The sequence below is a fragment of the Streptomyces venezuelae genome (assembly GCF_008642315.1).
Classification (GTDB): domain Bacteria; phylum Actinomycetota; class Actinomycetes; order Streptomycetales; family Streptomycetaceae; genus Streptomyces; species Streptomyces venezuelae_D.
On sequence record NZ_CP029192.1, the window covers coordinates 1,633,489 to 1,652,138 of the forward strand.

The 18,650-nt window shown below is 70.3% G+C and carries 18 protein-coding genes; 3 read left to right on the plus strand and 15 right to left on the minus strand.

Going from position 1 to position 18,650, the window contains the following annotated elements:
* Positions 1–105 precede the first annotated feature (105 nt).
* Positions 106–1,911 (plus strand): SGNH/GDSL hydrolase family protein, encoded by a 1,806-nt coding sequence (locus tag DEJ48_RS06815; RefSeq protein ID WP_150215312.1) that lies wholly within the window; start codon positions 106–108, stop codon positions 1,909–1,911.
* 16 nt (positions 1,912–1,927) lie between these two features.
* Here DEJ48_RS06815 and DEJ48_RS06820 read toward each other — a convergent pair whose 3' ends face one another.
* The 7 genes from DEJ48_RS06820 to DEJ48_RS06850 form a co-directional block, all read right to left on the minus strand.
* Complete coding sequence (locus DEJ48_RS06820) at positions 1,928–2,707, minus strand: exodeoxyribonuclease III (RefSeq protein ID WP_150215313.1); 780 nt, start codon at positions 2,705–2,707, stop codon at positions 1,928–1,930.
* A 30-nt stretch (positions 2,708–2,737) separates the two neighbouring features.
* Entirely contained in the window at positions 2,738–3,370 is a 633-nt protein-coding gene (locus DEJ48_RS06825) for an MBL fold metallo-hydrolase (protein WP_150221012.1), read from the minus strand.
* Positions 3,371–3,434: 64 nt separating this feature from the next.
* Complete coding sequence (gene pcaC / locus DEJ48_RS06830; RefSeq protein WP_150215314.1) at positions 3,435–4,742, minus strand: 4-carboxymuconolactone decarboxylase; 1,308 nt, start codon at positions 4,740–4,742, stop codon at positions 3,435–3,437.
* Between the two features lie 249 nt (positions 4,743–4,991).
* Complete coding sequence (locus DEJ48_RS06835; RefSeq protein WP_150215315.1) at positions 4,992–5,210, minus strand: hypothetical protein; 219 nt, start codon at positions 5,208–5,210, stop codon at positions 4,992–4,994.
* A gap of 335 nt (positions 5,211–5,545) precedes the next feature.
* The gene (locus tag DEJ48_RS06840; RefSeq protein ID WP_150215316.1) at positions 5,546–6,166 is read right to left on the minus strand and encodes an RICIN domain-containing protein; all 621 of its coding nucleotides are present in this window, start codon (positions 6,164–6,166) and stop codon (positions 5,546–5,548) included.
* 329 nt (positions 6,167–6,495) lie between these two features.
* Positions 6,496–7,905, minus strand: coding sequence for an MFS transporter (locus DEJ48_RS06845; RefSeq protein WP_223831934.1), 1,410 nt, complete (start codon positions 7,903–7,905; stop codon positions 6,496–6,498).
* Complete coding sequence (locus tag DEJ48_RS06850; RefSeq protein WP_150215317.1) at positions 7,902–8,747, minus strand: alpha/beta fold hydrolase; 846 nt, start codon at positions 8,745–8,747, stop codon at positions 7,902–7,904. Before DEJ48_RS06850 ends, DEJ48_RS06845 begins: the two co-directional genes overlap by 4 nt.
* Before the next feature lie 91 nt (positions 8,748–8,838).
* Between DEJ48_RS06850 and DEJ48_RS06855 the strand changes: the two genes are divergently transcribed.
* Positions 8,839–9,792 carry a LysR family transcriptional regulator gene (locus DEJ48_RS06855; RefSeq protein WP_150215318.1) on the plus strand — a complete coding sequence of 318 codons (954 nt, stop codon included), beginning with the start codon at positions 8,839–8,841 and terminating at the stop codon, positions 9,790–9,792.
* A gap of 25 nt (positions 9,793–9,817) precedes the next feature.
* Here DEJ48_RS06855 and DEJ48_RS40195 read toward each other — a convergent pair whose 3' ends face one another.
* The 8 genes from DEJ48_RS40195 to DEJ48_RS06900 all read right to left on the minus strand — a co-directional run bounded on the left by DEJ48_RS40195 (position 9,818) and on the right by DEJ48_RS06900 (position 17,327).
* On the minus strand, positions 9,818–9,940 hold the full coding sequence (locus DEJ48_RS40195) for a PmrA (protein ID WP_223831935.1): 123 nt from the start codon (positions 9,938–9,940) through the stop codon (positions 9,818–9,820).
* A 561-nt stretch (positions 9,941–10,501) separates the two neighbouring features.
* Positions 10,502–11,221: an SGNH/GDSL hydrolase family protein gene (locus tag DEJ48_RS06870; RefSeq protein WP_150215319.1), complete on the minus strand. Its 720-nt coding sequence runs from the start codon at positions 11,219–11,221 to the stop codon at positions 10,502–10,504.
* The gene (locus DEJ48_RS06875) at positions 11,218–11,688 is read right to left on the minus strand and encodes a cupin domain-containing protein (protein ID WP_150215320.1); all 471 of its coding nucleotides are present in this window, start codon (positions 11,686–11,688) and stop codon (positions 11,218–11,220) included. The genes DEJ48_RS06870 and DEJ48_RS06875 overlap by 4 nt, the downstream gene beginning before the upstream one ends.
* Positions 11,689–11,770: 82 nt before the next feature.
* On the minus strand, positions 11,771–12,607 hold the full coding sequence (locus DEJ48_RS06880; protein WP_150215321.1) for an AraC family transcriptional regulator: 837 nt from the start codon (positions 12,605–12,607) through the stop codon (positions 11,771–11,773).
* 748 nt (positions 12,608–13,355) lie between these two features.
* Positions 13,356–14,066 (minus strand): type 1 glutamine amidotransferase domain-containing protein, encoded by a 711-nt coding sequence (locus DEJ48_RS06885; RefSeq protein ID WP_150215322.1) that lies wholly within the window; start codon positions 14,064–14,066, stop codon positions 13,356–13,358.
* 72 nt (positions 14,067–14,138) lie between these two features.
* Positions 14,139–15,725 (minus strand): succinic semialdehyde dehydrogenase, encoded by a 1,587-nt coding sequence (locus DEJ48_RS06890; RefSeq protein ID WP_150215323.1) that lies wholly within the window; start codon positions 15,723–15,725, stop codon positions 14,139–14,141.
* Positions 15,726–15,732: 7 nt separating this feature from the next.
* Positions 15,733–16,659 (minus strand): acetoacetate decarboxylase family protein, encoded by a 927-nt coding sequence (locus tag DEJ48_RS06895; protein WP_150215324.1) that lies wholly within the window; start codon positions 16,657–16,659, stop codon positions 15,733–15,735.
* Positions 16,660–16,751: 92 nt separating this feature from the next.
* Positions 16,752–17,327 (minus strand): TetR/AcrR family transcriptional regulator, encoded by a 576-nt coding sequence (locus DEJ48_RS06900; RefSeq protein ID WP_150215325.1) that lies wholly within the window; start codon positions 17,325–17,327, stop codon positions 16,752–16,754.
* A gap of 397 nt (positions 17,328–17,724) precedes the next feature.
* Here DEJ48_RS06900 and DEJ48_RS06905 point away from each other — a divergent pair, with 397 nt between their 5' ends.
* Positions 17,725–18,645 (plus strand): NAD-dependent epimerase/dehydratase family protein, encoded by a 921-nt coding sequence (locus DEJ48_RS06905; protein ID WP_150215326.1) that lies wholly within the window; start codon positions 17,725–17,727, stop codon positions 18,643–18,645.
* The last annotated feature ends 5 nt before the right edge of the window (positions 18,646–18,650 follow it).

The window sequence follows — 18,650 nt, forward strand, 5'->3', positions numbered from 1 at the left end:
GGGCCGCCGACGTACCGCCGACCGGGCACCGTCGGCCCGGTCCGGTGAGTTCGCGTCGTGTTCACGCGCCCCTCATTGACTCGCCTCCCGTGCCTCCTTAGCTTCATGGCGCATCTGCCACCGCGGGAGGGGACTGTCGTGCGCCGACGTATCTGGGGAACGGCCGCCGTGCTCGCCTTGTTCACGGGCCTCGTACCGGTGACCTCGGCGCAGGCCGCGGCACCGCACAGACCCGTGCCGCTCCCCCTGGAGCGGCTCTTCGACAACCGCGCGGTCAGCGACGACGCGCGTCCCGCGGCCGCGGACTTCGACGGCTCGGGCGGCTCCCTGTCCGCGCGGGACCTGACGGCCGCGGGCTGGACGCCCGGGCGCAACCTCGGTATCGAGGGGGCCCGGCTGACCTGGCCGCGGACCGCGCCGGGCAGGCCGGACAACGTACGCGCCGACGGCCAGTCCGTACGGGTGCGCGGCCGCGGCGACGCCCTCGCCTTCCTGGTCGCCGGCACGGGCGGCGAGGCGAGCGGCACGGGCACGGTCCGCTACCGGGACGGCTCGCGCGGCACCTACCGGCTCACCGCGCCGGACTGGCGCTCGGGCCCGCTCGCCACGAAGTCCGTCGCCCTGCCGCACATCAACACGCCCGGCGGCCAACTCGCCGAGAAGGCACGGCTGTACGCGGTGACGGTGCCGCTGGCCCGTGGGCGCGAGGTCGCCTCGGTCAGCCTGCCGCGCGACCCGGGCGCCGCGGACCTGCATGTGTTCGCGCTGTCGGTGCGGGCCGCGGCGACGGGCTGGACGGGCACCTGGTCGGCGTCGACCGCGGGCTACCCGGCGGTGGGGCCGTGGGCCGACCGGACCGTGCGGCTGGTCGTGCACACGAGTACGGGCGGGCCGCGGGTCCGCATCCGGCTCGACAACACCTTCGCGGCGGCCCCGGTGCGGATCGGCGGCGCGACGGTGGCGGTGCAGGAGGCCGGGGCGGGGGCGCGGGGCGCACCGCGGCCGCTGTCGTTCCGCGGCGCCCCGGGCACGGAGCTCCCCGCGGGCGCCCAGGCGTACAGCGACCCGCTCGACTTCCACGTGCCTGCCGACGCGAACCTCCTGGTCAGCTTCCACCTGCCGGGCCCGGTGGCGGCGGCGCCCGTGCACAGCCAGGCCATCCAGCGCTCGTACGTCAGCGGTCCCGGCGACCACACGGCGGACGGCTCCCCGGCGGCGTACACCTCGACGATCACGTCCTGGCCGCTGCTCACGGGCGTCGACGTCGGCGGCGGGCCCGGCTCGGTCGTGCTGCTCGGCGACTCGATCACCGACGGCGTGAAGTCGACGCAGGACGCCAACCGGCGCTGGCCCAACGTCCTGGCGACCCGCCTCCTGAACCAGTCCGGCGTACCGGCCTACGGCGTCCTCAACCAGGGCATCTCCGCGAACCGTGTGGTCGCCGACCGCTACCCCGGGGACGGCGTCTCCACCGACACGGGAGGGGTGAGCGCCCTGCACCGCCTGGACCGCGACGTCCTCGCCCAGACGTCGGCGCGCACCGTGGTCGTATTCGAGGGCATCAACGACGTGCGCTGGGGCGCCTCGGCGGACCAGGTGATCGCGGGGCTGCGGGAGGTCGCCGACCGCGCACGGGCGCGCGGGCTGCGGACCGTGGCGGCGACGATCGCGCCGTGCGAGGGCGAGTCCCTGTGCACGGCGTCCGCGAACCAGCAGCGCGAGGCCGTCAACGCCTATCTGCGGGGCGGCGACGACTTCGACGCCGTGCTCGACTTCGACGCGGTGCTGCGGGACCCCGCGCACCCGGCACGGATCCTCCCCGCCTTCGACAGCGGGGACCATCTGCACCCGGGCGACACGGGCCTCGCGGCGCTGGCGGAGTCAGTGGACCTGCGCCTGCTCGTGCCGTAGTCCGTGCCCGCCCCCGTCACACGTCGAGGTCGACCACGACGGGGGCGTGGTCGGACGCCCCCTTGCCCTTGCGCTCCTCCCGGTCCACGTACGCGTCGGAGACGGCCTTGGCGAACGGCTCGTTCCCGTAGACGAGGTCGATGCGCATGCCCCTGTTCTTCGGGAAGCCGAGCTGGCGGTAGTCCCAGTACGTGAACGGGTGGGCGTACTTCAAGGGGCGGGGCATGACGTCGGTGAGGCCCGTCTCGCGCAGGGCGGCGAGGGCGGCGCGCTCGGGCTCGGAGACGTGCGTGGCGCCGACGAACAGCGCCGGGTCCCAGACGTCGTCGTCGGTCGGTGCCACGTTGAAGTCGCCGAGGACGGCGAAGGGGCGGGGGCCCGCCGCGTCCTCGGCGATCGCCGCCTTCAGGGCCTCGAACCACTGCAGCTTGTACGCGTAGTGGGCGTGGTCGACCTCGCGGCCGTTCGGCACGTACACCGACCAGAGGCGGACCGGGCCGCAGGTGGCGGAGACCGCGCGGGGCTCCTCCGCCCCGTCGTATCCAGGACCGCCCGGGAGGCCCTTGACCACGTCGTCGAGGCCGACCCTGGAGACCAGCGCGACGCCGTTCCACCGCCCCGTCGCGTTCACCGCCGATTCGTACCCCAGCTCGCGGAGCGCTTCGGCGGGGAACTGCTCGGCCGTCGTCTTGGTCTCCTGGATGCACAGCACGTCCGTGCCGGTGGCCTCCAGCCAGGTCAGGAGCCTCGGCAGACGAGCGGTGATCGAGTTCACGTTCCAGGTCGCAATGCGCATGCCTCACAACCTACCGGGCGGCACTGACAGTCACAGATCCGCGGACTCCCCCGGCGTCAGACGCACGTGCTCGGCCCCGCCCAGCGAGCCGATCTGGTTGTCGTAGATCGGCCGGGCGAGGTCGGTGAGGAGCGCGTCGTGGATGTCGTAGGCGCGCCGGGGCTTGACCTCGCGTACGTAGTCGATCACTTCGGAGATCTTGTTCCAGGGGGCCATGACGGGCAGCATCAGCGTCTCGACGGGCTGGTCGGGGACGGTGAGGGCATCGCCCGGGTGGAACACGGACCCGTCGACGAGGTAGCCGACGTTGGTGATGCGCGGGATGTCCGGGTGGATGACGGCGTGCAGTTCGCCGTGGACCTGGACGTCGAATCCGGCGGCGGTGAACGTGTCGCCGTGCCCGACGGTGTGCACGCGTCCGGGGAAGGCCGCCGAGATCTGGTCCGCGACCGACTTGAGGGTCCAGATCTCGGCTCCGGGGCAGGCTTCCATGGCGGCCCGCAGCCGGTCCTCGTTGAAGTGGTCCGGGTGCTCGTGCGTGACGAGGATGGCGTCGGCGCCGAGCGCGGCGTCCTCCTCGCTGAAGCCGCCGGGGTCGACGACGAGCGTGCGCCCGTCCTTTTCGAGCCGCACGCACGCGTGGGACTTCTTCGTGAACGTCATGCGCGGCGCGCGCCCTGCCCTGCTGTCGGGAGATTCGGGAGATGTCGTCATGTCTCCCATCCTGCTACTCCTGCGGCGTGGTTTCCTCACGGATCACGGCCTGCGCGACCTTGAAGGCGGAGTTCGCCGCGGGAACGCCGCAGTACACGGCGGCCTGGAGCAGCACTTCCTTGATCTCCGCCGGAGTCAGACCGTTCCGCAGCGCCGCCCTGGTGTGGAAGGCCAGCTCGTCCAGGTGACCGCCCGCGACGAGCGCGGTGAGCGTGACGCAGCTGCGGGAGCGGCGGTCCAGGCCCGGCCGGTTCCAGATCTCGCCCCACGCGTAGCGGGTGACGAGCTCCTGGAAGTCCCCCGAGAACTCGTCGGCGGCGGCGAGCACGCGGTCGACGTGCGCGTCGCCGAGCACCTCGCGGCGGACCTTGATCCCCGCGTCGTACAGATCGGTCCCCGCCTTCCCCGGCACGGCCTCGGGCTGCTCCACCGGCCCGATCTCGGCGACGGCCGAGACGGGCGCGGGCGACGGCCCGAGGACGGGCTTGGGGGGCGTGGCGGCGAGCGCGGACTGCCCGCCCATGGTGGCGTCGGCTGCGGCCTGCCAGGCGGTGGAGAAGTGCCGTACGAGCAGATCCGTGACGGCGGCGGGCTGCTCGACGGGGGCGAGGTGCGAGGCGCCGGGCACGACGGCGAGCCGCGCGTCCGGGATCCCGGCGACGAGCGTACGGGCCTCGCCCTGCCCGGTGACCTGGTCCTCGGAGCCGACGAGCACGAGCGTGGGCACGCCTATCCTGCCGAGCTCTGCGCGCACGTCGAAGGCGGCGAGGGCCTCGCAGGCGGCGATGTAGCACCCGGGGTCGGTGGTGCGCACCATCTGCACGGCCCAGTCGGTGATCGCGGGCTGCGCGGCGGCGAAGCCGGGCGTGAACCAGCGGTCGGGGGCGGAGCGCGCGATGGGGTCGAGCCCGTTGCTGCGCACGATGACGCCGCGCTGCCGGAACTCGTCGGCGGTGCCGAACCGCGGCGACGCGGCGATCAGCGCGAGCGAGGCGACGCGGTGCGGGTGCCGCAGCGCGAGCTCGGCCCCTATGGCACCGCCGAAGGCGCAGCCCGCGTATCCGAAGCGGTGCACGCCGAGCTCGTCGAGCGTGGCGAGCAGCCGGTCGGCGAGCTCTCCGACGGACCCGCACGGGTGCGCGGGCGCCCCGCCGTGCCCCGGCATGTCGAAGCGGAACACCCGCCACTGCTTGACCAGCTCGGGTATCTGCCTGTCCCACATGTGCCATGTGGTACCCAGTGAGGCACCCAAGATCAGGACTGGAGCGTCTTCTGGCCCGTCAAAGCGGTATTGCAGGGTGTTCATCGGTGTCTCACTCACCCGCCCGACCCTCTCATCAGTCACGAAAAGTCACATCGCCGGGGTGAACCCATCGGGACTGGGCTTCTCGCGACGGCAGGTCAGTCGCTGCCGGAACGAGAGTGTACTGGCACGGACGAGGCTCACCGGGACCCCCTGGAAACCTTCCCACGCCCGTCCTGGCCCGGTTTGAAGACTTGGCCACCAGCCGGTTGTCCCCCCAGTCTCTGCTGTGGGTCCACAGCCAGAAGGCGGGCTCTGCGTGCAGTCTCAATCCACTCCCCATGGGGCGATCGTGAAGGCGACGCCCGTCTCGTGCACCAGCACGTAGCCGGATGCCGCGTACGCCTCGCCCGGGGCGAGCCTCTCCTCGGCCTGGAGGGCCCGGAACGCCTTCAGGGCATCGAGCACCGGACCCGGCAGCGGTAGCGCCCGTTCACCCGCAAGAGACTCGGTGTCCTTCTCCACCACGTCACGGCTGCCCATCATCGTGCGCGTGTCGGCAATGTCGATCGTGGCGTTCTCCAGATCGACGTCTTCTCACCGGAGGCCGCAGACGTCGGCCGGGCGGAGCCCCATCAGTGACAGGAGAAGCGCAGCGCAGAGACGCTCCCCTCTGATGCCATGAATGAACTTCTGGACCTCCTCGACATTCCAGGGCGGCACCTCCTCCTTGGTCTTGCGCTCTTGGTGACGCCAAGCAGCTGGCCCGGCACCGTCCGCGACCGCCTTCAGAGACGGCGGGAAGCACTGAGCCCCGCGCGAAGCGGGGCTCAGTTGACGGTGGGTCTCACGTGGGACGAGACCTCGACCCGGCCGGGCGGTCAGTCGATGAAGGAGAAGCGGCTGTTAGCGGCTGCGCTGCACGGCCATTGAATGAGGTCAGCGCCGTTGCCCCTGCTGGCGCCCTCAACGTTCAGGCACTTTCCGCTCTTCTTGTTCTTGAGCTGGAGCGTGCCGTCCGAATAGCCTTGCAGGTACCACAGACCGTTCGCCTGCTCGTTGCACGGCCACTGCACGACCTTGGCCCCGTTGGCGGTACTCCCGCCCTTGACGTTCATGCACTTCTTGCTGTGGTAGTTCTTGACCTGGACCGTGCCGTCGCTGGCCGCGTAGAACCCCCACCAGAGGTTTCCCTGCGAAGCACATGACCACTGGTCGAGCTGTACGCCGTTCCCGGTGTTCCACCCCGGCAGGTCGGCGCACTTCCCGGAGTGCACGAACTTCATGTAGCCCCAGCCGTCACCGGCCTGGGCCGAGTACTGCTGCCCCACACTCCGGCGCTCCACAGGACTGTCCTGGGCCGTGGCAGCGCCAGCGGGCAGGACAGTCGCGGCCAGTCCGGCAAGAACCGCTGATGCGGCGATGCCGGCCCTCTGAAGACTCAGCATGTTTCTCCCCGTGTTCCGGTCCGTTCGCACCGGCCTTTCCGGTGCGATTTCCACGGAGGAGAACCTACGGAGAACCGACTCGTCGCAAATCAACCCAGGGGTGGCGAATTCGGTAAACCTTGGCAGTAGCCGCCGTAAACCTGCACCGTAGTGCTCGCGCGTCCGGTCGGCCCGCGTCGAGCTCCTCGTGCATCCGCTCCCCCGCCGTCACGCTCACCTCGGCGGCCAGGGTCAGTCCGTCTCCGCGGACGCGCCACATGCCGATCTCAGGATGCCGCACGACACGCACCAGCCCTTGATCCGGCCTGCGGGCAGTTGGTTCGTCCAGTGCTGTGCAGCGGCAACCCAGATGCGGCCCAGGTCAGGTACGCCGCGGTCAGAGCTCAGATGCGTGTTTTGCGTACATGTCCTTCCGCTGTGACTGCCGGGCCGTGCACGGGCCCGGGGTCAGGCCGGTCGCGGAGTCGGAGACTGATCAGCGCGGTGATCGTGAAGGCGGCGGCCTGGTAAAGCATGGCGTGCCGAAACGCGGAGTCCGCGTCGGCGGCTGGGGCGTGATAGGCGAGTCCGGCCGCGGTCACTCCGATGGATCCGCCGAGCTGTTGCGCTGTGGGCAGCAGTCCGGAGACAGAACCGGTGGCGGGGCCGCGCACCTCGGCCAGGACCAGAGTGAACACCGACGCGGTGAAGGCCCCGAACGCGGTTCCGCCGACGGCCAACACGGGCAGTGCCGCCTGGCGGCCCGCCGCCGAGCCGACGAGCGGGGCCAGCGCCAGGCACATCCCGGCCAGCACCACGGACGCGACGGTGAGCACCGTCGGCCCGTGCCGGCGGGTGAGAGCGGGCGCGGCTCTGCTTCCGGCGACGGCGGCGGCAGCGAACGGCGCCGACGTCAGCGCGGCCGACAGGGCCGAGTACCCGACGGCGGACTGAAGGTGGAGGAAGAGCAGGTACGTGAAGGAGGGCACGCCTGTGTTGAACACGAACACCAGCAGCGTGCCCCTCCGTGCCGGCCGGTCACGCAGCACCGCTGGATGGATCAGCGGATCGGGCCGGTGCTGGAGGCTCCGGACGAAGTAGCCGAGAGAGGCCACGGCCACGGCGAAACCGGCCCACGTCCACCAGGGCCAGCCGGCTTCCCGCCCCAGCGCCAAGGGCAGGATCAGCGCGCCGGCTCCCACAGTGACCAGCAGCGCACCCAGCTTGTCGACGCGGAGTCCCTCCGCCCCGCGGGTGCGGGGCAGCGCGGTCGCGCCGGCCAGCGAGGCGAGCGCCACCGGCACGGTGAGGAGCATCACCGGCCGCCAGCCGAGGCCGAGCAGGTCGGCACTGAGGACGAGGCCGCCGATCAGCGGCCCGGCCAGTGACGCGACGGCCATGGTGGCGCCGTACAGTCCCAGGGCGCGCGGCCGACTCGATGCCGCAGTGGTTGCCTGGATGAGCGACAGCACCTGGGGGGCGACCAGGCCGCTGCCCGCGCCCTGCAGCAGCCGGGCCGCGATCAGGGACGCGGCGTCGGGGGCACATGCCCCGGCCACCGAGCCCGCGATGAAGACCATGGTGCCCGCCACGAACAGCCGGCGGTAGCCGTACCGCTCGCCCAGCCGCGCGGCGGGGATGAGAAGGCACGCGTACGTCAGGGTGTATCCGGCGAGGACCAGTTGCACGGCGCCCGGGCCGGCGCCCAGAGCGGTCTGGATCGCCGGCGCGGCGACCTGGGCGACAGTGACGTTGAGCAGCTGCACGAACGTGGCGCTGAGCACCACCGGCAGCACGAGGCGTCCGTGGTTCACGGCAGCAGCACCGCGGCGAGCTCACGGGGCCGGGCGGCGAACGGGCTGTGGCTGCCCGGGAGGGTGCGCACGGCGAACGGGGTGCCGGGCATGGCCCGGTCGGCTTCCGCGATCATCAGGTCCTGGACGGCCGGTGGCAGCGCCCGGTCGTCCGCGCAGCGTACGAAGGTCCGCGGGATGCGTCCCCAGCGGCCGGGGGTCACGATGACCGGGGTGGTGGGGATCGCCAGCGGCAGATCGGTGCTCAGTGCCGAGCGCCAGCGGGCGAAGCGGTCCATGGGGGTGTCGTGGTAGTGGGTCTGCCGCAATTCTTCGACGTAGGCGGGATCCTGCGAGAGAGGGTTGATCCGTACGGCGCCCAGTTCCCCGGGGTCGCCCAGGTTGAGGCTCTGGCCTCGTGCCGTGGCGTTCTCGGGCGAGCCGAGATAGTCGAGGAATCGCCGCCGTCCGGCGGGCACGAAGGCCGAGAGGTAGACGATTTCGTCGACGAGTTCGGGGGCCCGCTCGGCGGCCAGTGAGGCGGGGCCGCCGCCCGCGCTGTGTGCCACGAGCACGACGCGACGGTGGTGGCGGGCCTGGGTCAGCGTGTCCAGTACGGGCTCGGCGCACTCGTCCATCGTCATGGCGGCGAGCGTGGACCTCTCGGTCAGCATGCCCGGCTGGCCCGGCTGGAGGTATCCGCTGGGCAGTGGTGCATCGAAGCCGTGTCCCGGCAGGTCGACGGCCATGCTCGCGGCACCGAGTCCGGCGAGTGCGCGCTGCGTCGCCGCCCACTGCCCGGAGCCGTGCCAGGCCCCGTGCACAAGGACGAAGACGGTGTCTGTAAAGGATGGACGAGTCATGACTGCATCCCATGCGAACCCGGCCCGGCCATCCAGTGAAAGATCTGAGAAGCTGCCCCACGATACCTATGGGATATGACGGGAGGCCGGCATGGAGGCGCGGCATCTGAGGTACGCGCTGGCCCTGGCCGAGCACGAGCACTTCGGCCGGGCGGCCGGCGCCCTGGGCATCGCGCAGCCTCCGCTCTCCAAGCAGATCGCCGACCTCGAACGGGAGGTGGGCAGCCGCTTGTTCGATCGCACCCGCCAGGGGGTGTTCCCGACCGCTGCGGGCGCGGCGTTCCTGGCCCGGGCCCGCAGGGCGCTCGACGAGATCACGGCGGCCTCGGTCGACGCGGCCAGGGCGGCACGCGGCGAGACGGGCCGGCTGCGCCTGGGGTTCATCGCCTCGGCGCTGCTCGAACCTCTGCCGGACGTCCTGGGCCGGTTCGGCCGTGAACGGCCCGACGTACGGCTGGAACTGCACGAGATGGCGACCAACCGCAGCACGGCCGCGCTCGTCGCCGGCGAACTGGACGTGGCGATCGGCCTCGGCCGACCACGGGGCGTCGGGGCCGAGAAGTTGGTGTCGGTCCCGATCGGACACGACCACCTGGTCGCGGTCGTGAGCAGCACACACCCGTACGCGGGTCAGGCTTCGGTGGACGTGGACCAACTGCGCCGACAGCCACTGATCCTGGCGCCGGACGAGGACGAGCCCGCCGTCGTCACCGGGCTGCGAACCCTGCTGGGCAAGGACTCCGCGACGCTCACCGGCGCGACCGTCGCGAGGGACATCCACACCATCATCGGCCTCGCCGCCTGCGGCGTGGGTGTCGGTCTGGGGCCCTCCCGCATGCTGACGGCCCCACGGCGGGGCACGTGGTTCTGTGAGGTGACCCCGCACACACCTCTGCCCGATCTGGTCCTGTCCTTCCAAGTCCGGGACCGCTCCCCGGCCCTGAACGCCTTCCTCGACGTCATCCGCACGAACTGCCCCGACGTGGGTGCCGCGCTCGACCACCGGCTCGGCCCACCCGCGCGCACCAAAGGGGCAACGGGATGATCTTGAAGCCCTGATCTGCTCGGATTTACGTGCGGCGGTGTGCAGCGGGGTCGCGTTCGGCGACGTGCCGGGCGATCGAGCCGACGCCGGGACGGGCGTACCGCTCCAGGGAGCGGACGGATGCGTGGCGGGAGCGGGCCAGCAGCATCGGGGTAGAGGTGCCGTCCTCCGCGTCGTGTGTCAGGGCAGTGACGTAGCCGGTGCAGCGTCCAGCCGTCCAGGTCCTCGATGTCGTCGGGTGAGGCGAGGGAGTTGGCCAGCAGCCGGGTGTTCTCCTCGAAGATCTCCTCAGCCCGGCGATAGGAGAGCCGGGCCCGGCCGGTCTCCGGGCACACGCCGAGTGCCGGGGTTCCGGCCGGGGCCTTGCGGTCGGTGAGGAACAGCGGGCCACGGGTGCGGCGGGCGATGAGGCGGGGCAGCAGCTGGGCGGTGCCGGACTGCCAGTGAATCCACTCGGTCACCCTGCCCTTGGCTGTGATCCTGCCGCGCTTGTCCGGTGGGTAGATGTCTGCCACGTTGAGGCACAACACCTCGTCGGCCCGTGCGCGGACTCGTAGAACATCTCCCACTGCGTCTTCTCCCGCAGCGCGACGTCGAGGCCTCGGACGAGCAGCACACGGCGTCTTACCGATCGGCACCGAGCCGCTGCCCGAAGCCATGCCACCTCCGCGCGGTAGATGGCATCCGACTGGCCGGGCGCCGGAACCAGCTACGCGCTCTGGGCCAGCAGACCGGCGTCGATGACCTCAGCGATAAGGGCGGCGCCGCGGCTGTTCTGGTGGATGTGGTCGGTCGTGAGCACGAGACCTCGCCGCCGCGAGATCGTGTCGAGGCTGCGGCGCAGCACTGCGTGCTGGACGAGGACGCCGACGCCTGCTGCGGGCGTCACCTCCCGGTATGAAATCGGCGGTGCGTCCGCTTGGCGCAGTTCCTCGATCTGGCGTTCGTGGAGCGGAAGGTAGGCCACCTCGTTGGTGGCGGCGACCTCGGCGATCATCCGGCTGTACTCCTGCGATGCCTTTGCCGCTGGTCCGTCGAGTTGTTGGCCGAGTACCGGTAGCAACAGCAGACCGATCGTCGCGTCGGTCTCCGCTCGCAGCCGTGCGACGACGGCTCCCAGGCACTGTTGGAACCAGCCGGCCGACGGGCGATCGGGTAGCTGTTTGCGTTCCATGGCCTGCTCGACGGGGTAACCGGCAAGGCTCGCTCGGGCGTCGTTGGTCCCGATCAACACGGTGATCACATCGGGTGGGTTCGTGACGACGGCATCGAGGCGCTGCAAGAGGTTGTAGGCGAAGTCGCCGTTGGCGCCGAAACGGGCAAGCTGCATGTCACCGAGAGGGTGGCGTCGTCCGAGAAGATCCAGGTAGTCGACGCTGAACTGCGCGCGGGTGAGGCTGTCGCCGAGGCACGCGATGCGTGTCGTCACGGCGCTTCCTCCGGGCTGGGCGTGCCGACGCGTTCGGTCGGGCGGGTGTCGATCCGAGGACGGTGGTCGGTGCAGAGGGTCGCAGTGATGGCCAGGATGGTCGTCGGCCCCTCCATGTCGACCACGTGCCATACCCCGGCCGGGTTGATGGTGGCCTCGCCCGGCCCGAGCAGAACGTGGTCGGGCACCCCGTCCACGTCGCGGGTGACCGTCACGGACCCGCTGAGGCAAACGACCAGTTCGTCGCCTGCAGGGTGGCTCTCCCAATGGTCGCCGAGCCCGTCGCCGTCGAAGATCATCACCATCCGGCCCTCGGCGCCGTCTGCCGCGACCGCGGCGCTGTAGGCCTGGAGCACCTCCGGGTCCCAGGTGAAACCCTCGACGGGTTTCGCTGTCGATCCCAGTCCGAGGTGCACGGGGATGGTCCGCAGGTCCATGGCATTGCGTTCGTGGTTGACGAGTCTCATGCCGACGATCGTCCACGCCAGCGATCGGGCGGTCTTGAAGAAAAGGGAAGAGAAGCCGACGCGAAGGGCAGACGGTTGGCGGCTACCCGGCTCCGAGGAGGACTTCGTTGCGACGCCAGGCCGTCGGCGATCGGCCCGTGAACTCGCGCCAGTCCCGGACGAGATGGGCCTGGTCGGCATAGCCAGAGACGGTTGCCACATCGCCCCACGGGAGTGGGTCCCGCGCCGCCGCCAGTTCGTGCGCGTGCTCGAAGCGCAAGACTCGGGCGAAGGTCTTCGGCGACAGGCCCACCTCACCGCGAAACCGCTCGGTGAGGTACCGACGGCTCCAGCCGAGTTCCGCGGCGACCGCACCAACCTGGACGCAACCCCGCGCGGCGACGAGGCGGCGCCATGCCTCGGCTACCTCGGGGCGCACCCAACGCACATGGTCGCCGCAGGCACCACGGCCGACAGCCCGGAGGAGCAATTCGTCCAGCGCGGTGAACCGCGCCGCCCATGTTGTCGCCGATCGGAGCCGGTCGACCAACTCGACGGCAAACGCTCCGAGAAGCTCGTCAAGTGGGACCAGTCGGTGGGCGAGCTCGGCGGACGGCATGCCGTAGATGGCCCGGGCCCCGAGCGGTGTCAGCGATACCTGGACACCTTGCTGGCGTCCGTCGTGGTGAATCGCGACGGACCGGCGCATCAGACCGCCGGCCACGCTGCCGAATCGGGTGACGGGTGACCCGTCGTCAACGCCCGCCGCCACCTCCAAAGGATCTGACAGGCTGATCACCGCAGTGAGCGCGCGGCTCGGCGGGCCGCAGTGCACCCCCGTCGGGAACCCGCGGAGGTCGAAGCCGACGTACGAGTCGACGTACTCCCGCAAGACGGGCGCCGGACGTGCACCGATCCCGGTGGCCGTGTGGTCCTCCATTTTCGTCAGTGTACGAGCCGCCCAGCCCAGGAAGATCACAGTCCAAGGACCGATCACCACCGTTTGCGGCTGGTGACGCGGTTCGCAGCGCTACATGTCCATTGGCCACAGCTGTACGAGAACAGGGCCGAGGAGTGCGCCACCGCCGCGGCCAAGTCCCCGGGAGCCGCCGCGTTGATCGCGTGTGTTGAGTACTCGCCGAACCGGTTGATGTGCTCGGTCAGGTACGGCGATGTGCGCCAGGTCTTCCGGGGCGATCTCCCGTCCCTCCTCCAGCAGCTGCCGCACGATCTCCGCGATGTCCAGGGCGTTGCGGATACGCGGCCCGTTCAATTGATGTCACAACCCACCCCAGGCCCCGGACGACGCTCAACATCACCACCACCGACGACACTGAGCCGAATGGGTGACGGCCGACGGGCGCTCACGGCTTCAAGATCATCCCGTTGCCCCTTTGGCGCGTATCTCGGTCACACCCCCAGATGTTCGGTCGCGCCGGATTCAACCTGCTCCGCAAGCGAGTTCTCCTCGCCGTGACCGATGTCAGTGGCTGATGGAATGCTGCTTTCGACGGCGACACCGATAGCAGGAGCAGTGCGTGGGAATGTGGGGGACCGGCCCGTTCGATTCATATCGACCCTGATGATGGCCCCAGAGAACCGCTGCCGGAGGTCCCGGTGTCGCTCCAGGCGGCAGCCAGGCGACATCGATCCGGTGCCCTACCGTCACGGAAGGACTGCGTCTCGACTCAGCCTCGCTCTTTCGACGCGTTGCCCTCGATGGCTTCGACGACCTTCTTCGCCGTGGCCTTGGCTGAGCCCGGGTTCTGGCCGGTGACGAGGTTGCCGTCGGTGACGACGTAGGAGACGAACGGCAGTTTCGCCTTCTCGTAGAGCGCGCCGCGCTGCTTGGCCTTCTCCTCGGCGTTGTAGGGGACCAGCTTGTCGACGCGGGCGAGGACCTCCTCGGTCCAGGCGAATCCCGTCATCTTGCGGCCGGTGATGAGGTAGGAGCCGTCGGAGAGCCGGGTGTTGAGCAGGCCGCAGTAGCCATGGCAGACCGAGGAGACGATGCCGCCGCGCTCGTACATCTCGCGGGTGATGTGCTGCAGGCCCTCGCTGTCGGGGAAGTCGTACATCACCGCGTGACCGCCGGTGAAGTAGATCGCGTCGTACTTGGTCGGGTCGATCTGGTCCGGGCTCGCCGTGTTTTCGAGCATGGCCATCCTTCCGGGATCGGCGTGCCATGCCTTGGCGGTCTTGTCGTAGTTCGGGAACTTCAGCGCACGCGGCTCGAGGGGCACCGCGCCGCCGGCCGGGCTGACGAGCGTCTGCTCGTAGCCGTGTTCCTCGAAGACGTGCCAGGCGTGCGTGAGCTCGGAGAGCCACAGGCCGGTGGTGTGGGAAGGGTCGTCGTAGTGGCCGACGTTGGTGACGACGTTGAGGACGCGCTGAGTCATGGCTGATTTCCCTTCGTGTGCCCGGGATGGCGAGGTGGCGGGCCGCGTCGTGGCGGGCGGCCGGTCGGTCGGTCAGCGGATGCCCAGGGCACGCAGTGTCCTGAACGCCTGGGTCAGGATCCGTGCCCACTGCTCGTGCTGCACCCCGCGGGGCGGGGTGAAGCCCTGGAGGCGCTGGTGGGCGACGGTTTGGGCTTCGGTGTACTTGAGCAGCCCGTCGGCGCCGTGACGGCGGCCGAGGCCGGAGTCCCCCATGCCTCCCATGGGGGCGTCGACGCTGCCCCAGGCGGCGGCGAACGCCTCGTTGACGTTCACGGTGCCGGCGTGGAGCCGTCCCGCGACCTTGCGGGCCTCGGTGCCGTTGCGGCCCCAGACGCTCGCGTTGAGGCCGTACGGCGTGGCGTTGGCCATCGTCACCGCCTCGTCGGCCGACCGGTAGCGGTAGATCGATACGACGGGGCCGAACGTCTCGTGGTCGAACAGCGCCATCTCCGGGGTCACGTCCGCCAGGATCGTCGGCTCGTAGAACAGTGGTCCGAGGTCGGGCCGGGGCTTGCCTCCGGCCAGTACGGTCGCCCCTTTCGATACCGCGTCGTCGACGTGCGAGCTGACGGTCTCGAGCTGTGAGGGGGTGGTCAGCGAGCCCATGTCCACCGAGAAGTCATAGGCCGCACCCAGGCGCATGGCCCGGACCCGTTGGACGAACGCGGCGACGAACGCGCCGTGGATCTCATCGGCGATGTAGAGCCGTTCGATGGACACGCACAGCTGCCCGGCCGAGGGGAAGCAGGCGGCGACCGCGCCGGCGGCGGCCTTCTCGATGTCGGCGTCGGCGAGGACGATCATGGCGTTCTTGCCGCCGAGCTCCAGGGACGCGCCGATCAGCCGCTCCCCCGCGTTGCGCGCTATCTGGCGACCGCTGGCGGTGGAGCCGGTGAACATCATGTAGTCCCCGCCTTCCATGAGCGCGTCTCCGATGGAGCTGCCACGGCCGACCACCATCTGCCAGACGTCGGTCGGCAGGCCGGCCTCGCGCATGAGGGCCAGCGCCCACAGCGCGGTCAGGGCGGTCTGGGTGTCGGGTTTCTGTACGACGGCGTTGCCGGCCATCAGGGCCGGGAGGGCGTCGCCGGCGGCCATGCTGAGCGGGTAGTTCCAGGGCGAGATGACGGTGACGACGCCCTTGGGGTGGTGCAGTTCGGTGGTGTGGGTCAGCACCGGGATCGCGCCCCTGCGGCGCTTGGGTGCGAGCAGCCGCCGCGCGCTGCGCGCGTAGTAGCGGGCGGTGATCGCGATGTCGCTGACCTCGAGGAACGCGTCGCGACGGGTCTTGCCGCTCTCGGCCTGCATCAGGTCGAGCGCCTCCTCCTGCCGCTGGAGGACGAGGTCGTGGAAGCGCAGCATGATGCGCTTGCGGTCGGCCACCGGGGTGGCGGCCCAGCCGGCCTGGGCAGCGCGTGCCCGGGCGAAGGATTCCTCGACGTCCTCGGGGGTCGAGACCGGCAGGTCCGCGAGCGGTGCGCCGGTGAACGGCGAGGTCGTGGCGACCCGCCGGGCGCGAGCACCGGCGGCCACCAGGGTGGCCAGGTGGGCGAGACGGGCCGGCGTCAGCGATGTCGGGAGGGCGGGCTCGGCGGGGGCAGTGTTCGTGGTGGTCATCTCGGACTCAGCTCCGGTCCTGGATGGAGGTGGGCACGGGCATGTGCAGCGCCAGCTGGCCCTCGGTGGTGACGTCGAGCTGGATCGTTCGGATCGGCTTCAGCGAGCGCAGGTCGTCGCTCGTCCGGCCCTCACCGAGCTGCAGGTCCAGGCCGCGGGGAAGCCGCGTGGTGCCCGAGGAGAGCATGTTGATCTGGCTGGTCGTGGAGTGCCAGGCGCCGTCGATCGTGGTGTAGGAGGTCAAGGTCGAGACGTGTTCGCCGGTGGTCCGGGCGGTCTGCTTCGGGGTGGGCGCCGACAGAGCGAGGTCGAGGCCGCCCTGGTCGTTGGTGACCTTGGCGGAGGTGCGCGCGTTGTCGATGTCGACGTCGAGCTTGGTGACCCATTTGGGGAACCCGTAGCCGTCGTGGCCGCGCACCTGCGCGATCTCGGTGTTGACCGGGAGGGAGAGGACGTAGGAGTGCAGGGAGTCGTTCTTGAGCCCGGTGACCAGGTCGAGCAAGCCCAGCCCACCGTGCCGTGCCGGCTTCACGGCGATGCCGACCGCGGCCTCGGTGTAGAAGTCGATGTCGCACACGTCGTACCGGAAGGCCATCACGGAGACGATTCCGAGCCCTGGAGCGATCTCGAGCGGGTCCAGCTCCTGAGGCAGGCGGGCCCGGATCGCCTTGGTCGGCGCGAGCATCGTGAGCCGGGTCGTGGCGATGCGGTAGTAGAAGTTCGGCGTCAGCGTGGGCCCGATGCGGGAGTCCACGCGGGTCTTCGGCATCCGGCGGAAGAAGTCGACGCTGCTGACCCGCGGGTCCCGTTCGACCTCGTCGAGGTCGGTGTCCATGCGGAACCGGTCATAAAGGCCGCCTTGAGGAACGGTGACGAGACGCCCTCCGAGGTCGACCTCTACGGTCCGGTCGGTCAGCTTGCCGGTCGGTGCCATGGACTGTCCTCCAATGTGAGCGCTGCCTACATCGAGGATCGCACGGGATGTGAGCACCGTCAACAATGGTGGATGCGGGGCGGCGATGCAGGTCAGGCCCCGGTCGATGTGATGGCAAGGAACGCGCTGCGCACCCGGTCGGCGACCTCCTCGCCCGACGCGGCCTGCAGCTTGCCGTCGAGATGCAGGCAGGCGAGCCCGTGGGCGAGCCCCCAGCCGGCCGTGGCGAGGGCCGATGCGTCCGCTTCGGGGGAGACTCGACCGAGCGCGTCGGCCAGCAGCTCACGCAGGGCGTCCGCGGCCTTGACCCGCTCGTCGTCGGCGTCGTCGCACGGCTTGCCGAACATGACGCGGAACAGGGCCGGGCGCCGCAGCGCGAAGGCGACATAGGTGACGGCGAACTCGGCAAGGTCCGGGAGTGAGGCGGGCAGGTCCCGCCCGCCTCCCAGGTCGGCCAGCAGACCCCGGAAGCCCTCGACGGCCAGCGCGGACTCCAGTGCGTCGCGGTCCTTGAAGTGGCGATACGGCGCGGTCGGCGACACGCCGGCCCGGCGCGCGACGGCGCGCAGCGAGAAGGGCTCGCCGCCCTCGAGCATCTCCATCGCGGTCGACAGCAGCGCCGCTCGCAGGTCGCCGTGGTGGTAGCCGGCCTTCTCTGATGTTGACATTGCTTACTTTGCTCTCCTATGCTCGGTTAGCACTGTAAACATAGTGTACGCCCGGCGGAACCGAGCACTGCGGGAATGGGCCCGCAGGGCGCTCAACGACCGACCGACGTAGGCGGTCGACCAGCCGATCACCACACCGGCACTCGTCATCAGCCTGGGCGACGACACGCTGACGCCGGTCGGTGGGGAGGCGCCGACCTCGCTCATCGCCTCTTCTCGTCCGCCTCGGTGCCACGCTGACACCACACCAGCGACCAGGTGCCCGAAGGCTCGGCCGACGACCACATCGCCTGGGTCCGCACCCCGGCCGCAGGCGTCGATCGCATCCGTGATGACGCGACGCCGCTCGCAGCTGGGCCGTCGTCACCACTCGCACCATCCACCTCAAGGAGACCCCATGCAGACCGTCCTCGGCGCCGGCGGACCGATCGCCGACGAGCTCGTGAACGAGCTCCGCCGCAACCACACCAAGGCCATCCGCCTCGTCAGCCGCAAGCCGTCGAGGGTGAACGACACCGATGAGCTCGTGGCCGCAGACCTCACCGACGCCGATGCCACCAGCCGCGCCGTCGCAGGCAGCGACATCGCCTACCTCACCGTCGGCCTGCCCCTGGACTCGGAGCTGTGGGAGCGACAGTTCCCCGTCATGATGCGCAACGTCATCGACGCCTGCGCCGAACACGGCACGAAGCTCGTGTTCTTCGACAACACCTACATGTATCCAGGAACATCGACGCCCCAGACCGAGTCGACGGCATTCGTACCGGGCGGACGCAAGGGACGGGTCCGTGCGGAGCTCGCCACCATGCTGCTCGAGGCCATGCGAGCCGGCCGCGTCGAAGCCCTGATCGGACGAGCGCCCGAGTTCTACGGTCCCGGCCGGACGAAGAGCTACACGAACTCGTTGGTGTTCGACCGGATCAAGGCGGGCAAGCGGCCCTTCGTCCCGGTCGACGCCCACGCGAAGCGGTCCCTGATCTGGACCCCCGATGCGAGCCGCGCTCTCGCCCTGCTCGGCAACACGCCGGATGCCTACGGCCAGACGTGGCACCTGCCGGTCGACCCGGACCGACAGTCCTACGCCCAGCTCATCGAGATCGCCGGAGAGGTCACCGGCCGCAAGATCGGCTACACGGTGCTGCCGATGCTCGCCTTCGGCCTCGGGCGCCGCTTCGTCAAGCCGCTCGACGAGATGTACGAACTGCTCGTCCGCTACCGGGGCGACAACATCTTCGATACCTCGAAGTTCGCGGCCCGCTTTCCCGAATTCCAGGTCACGAGCTATCGGGAGGGAGTGGAGCGGGTCCTCGCCGACTGATCCGT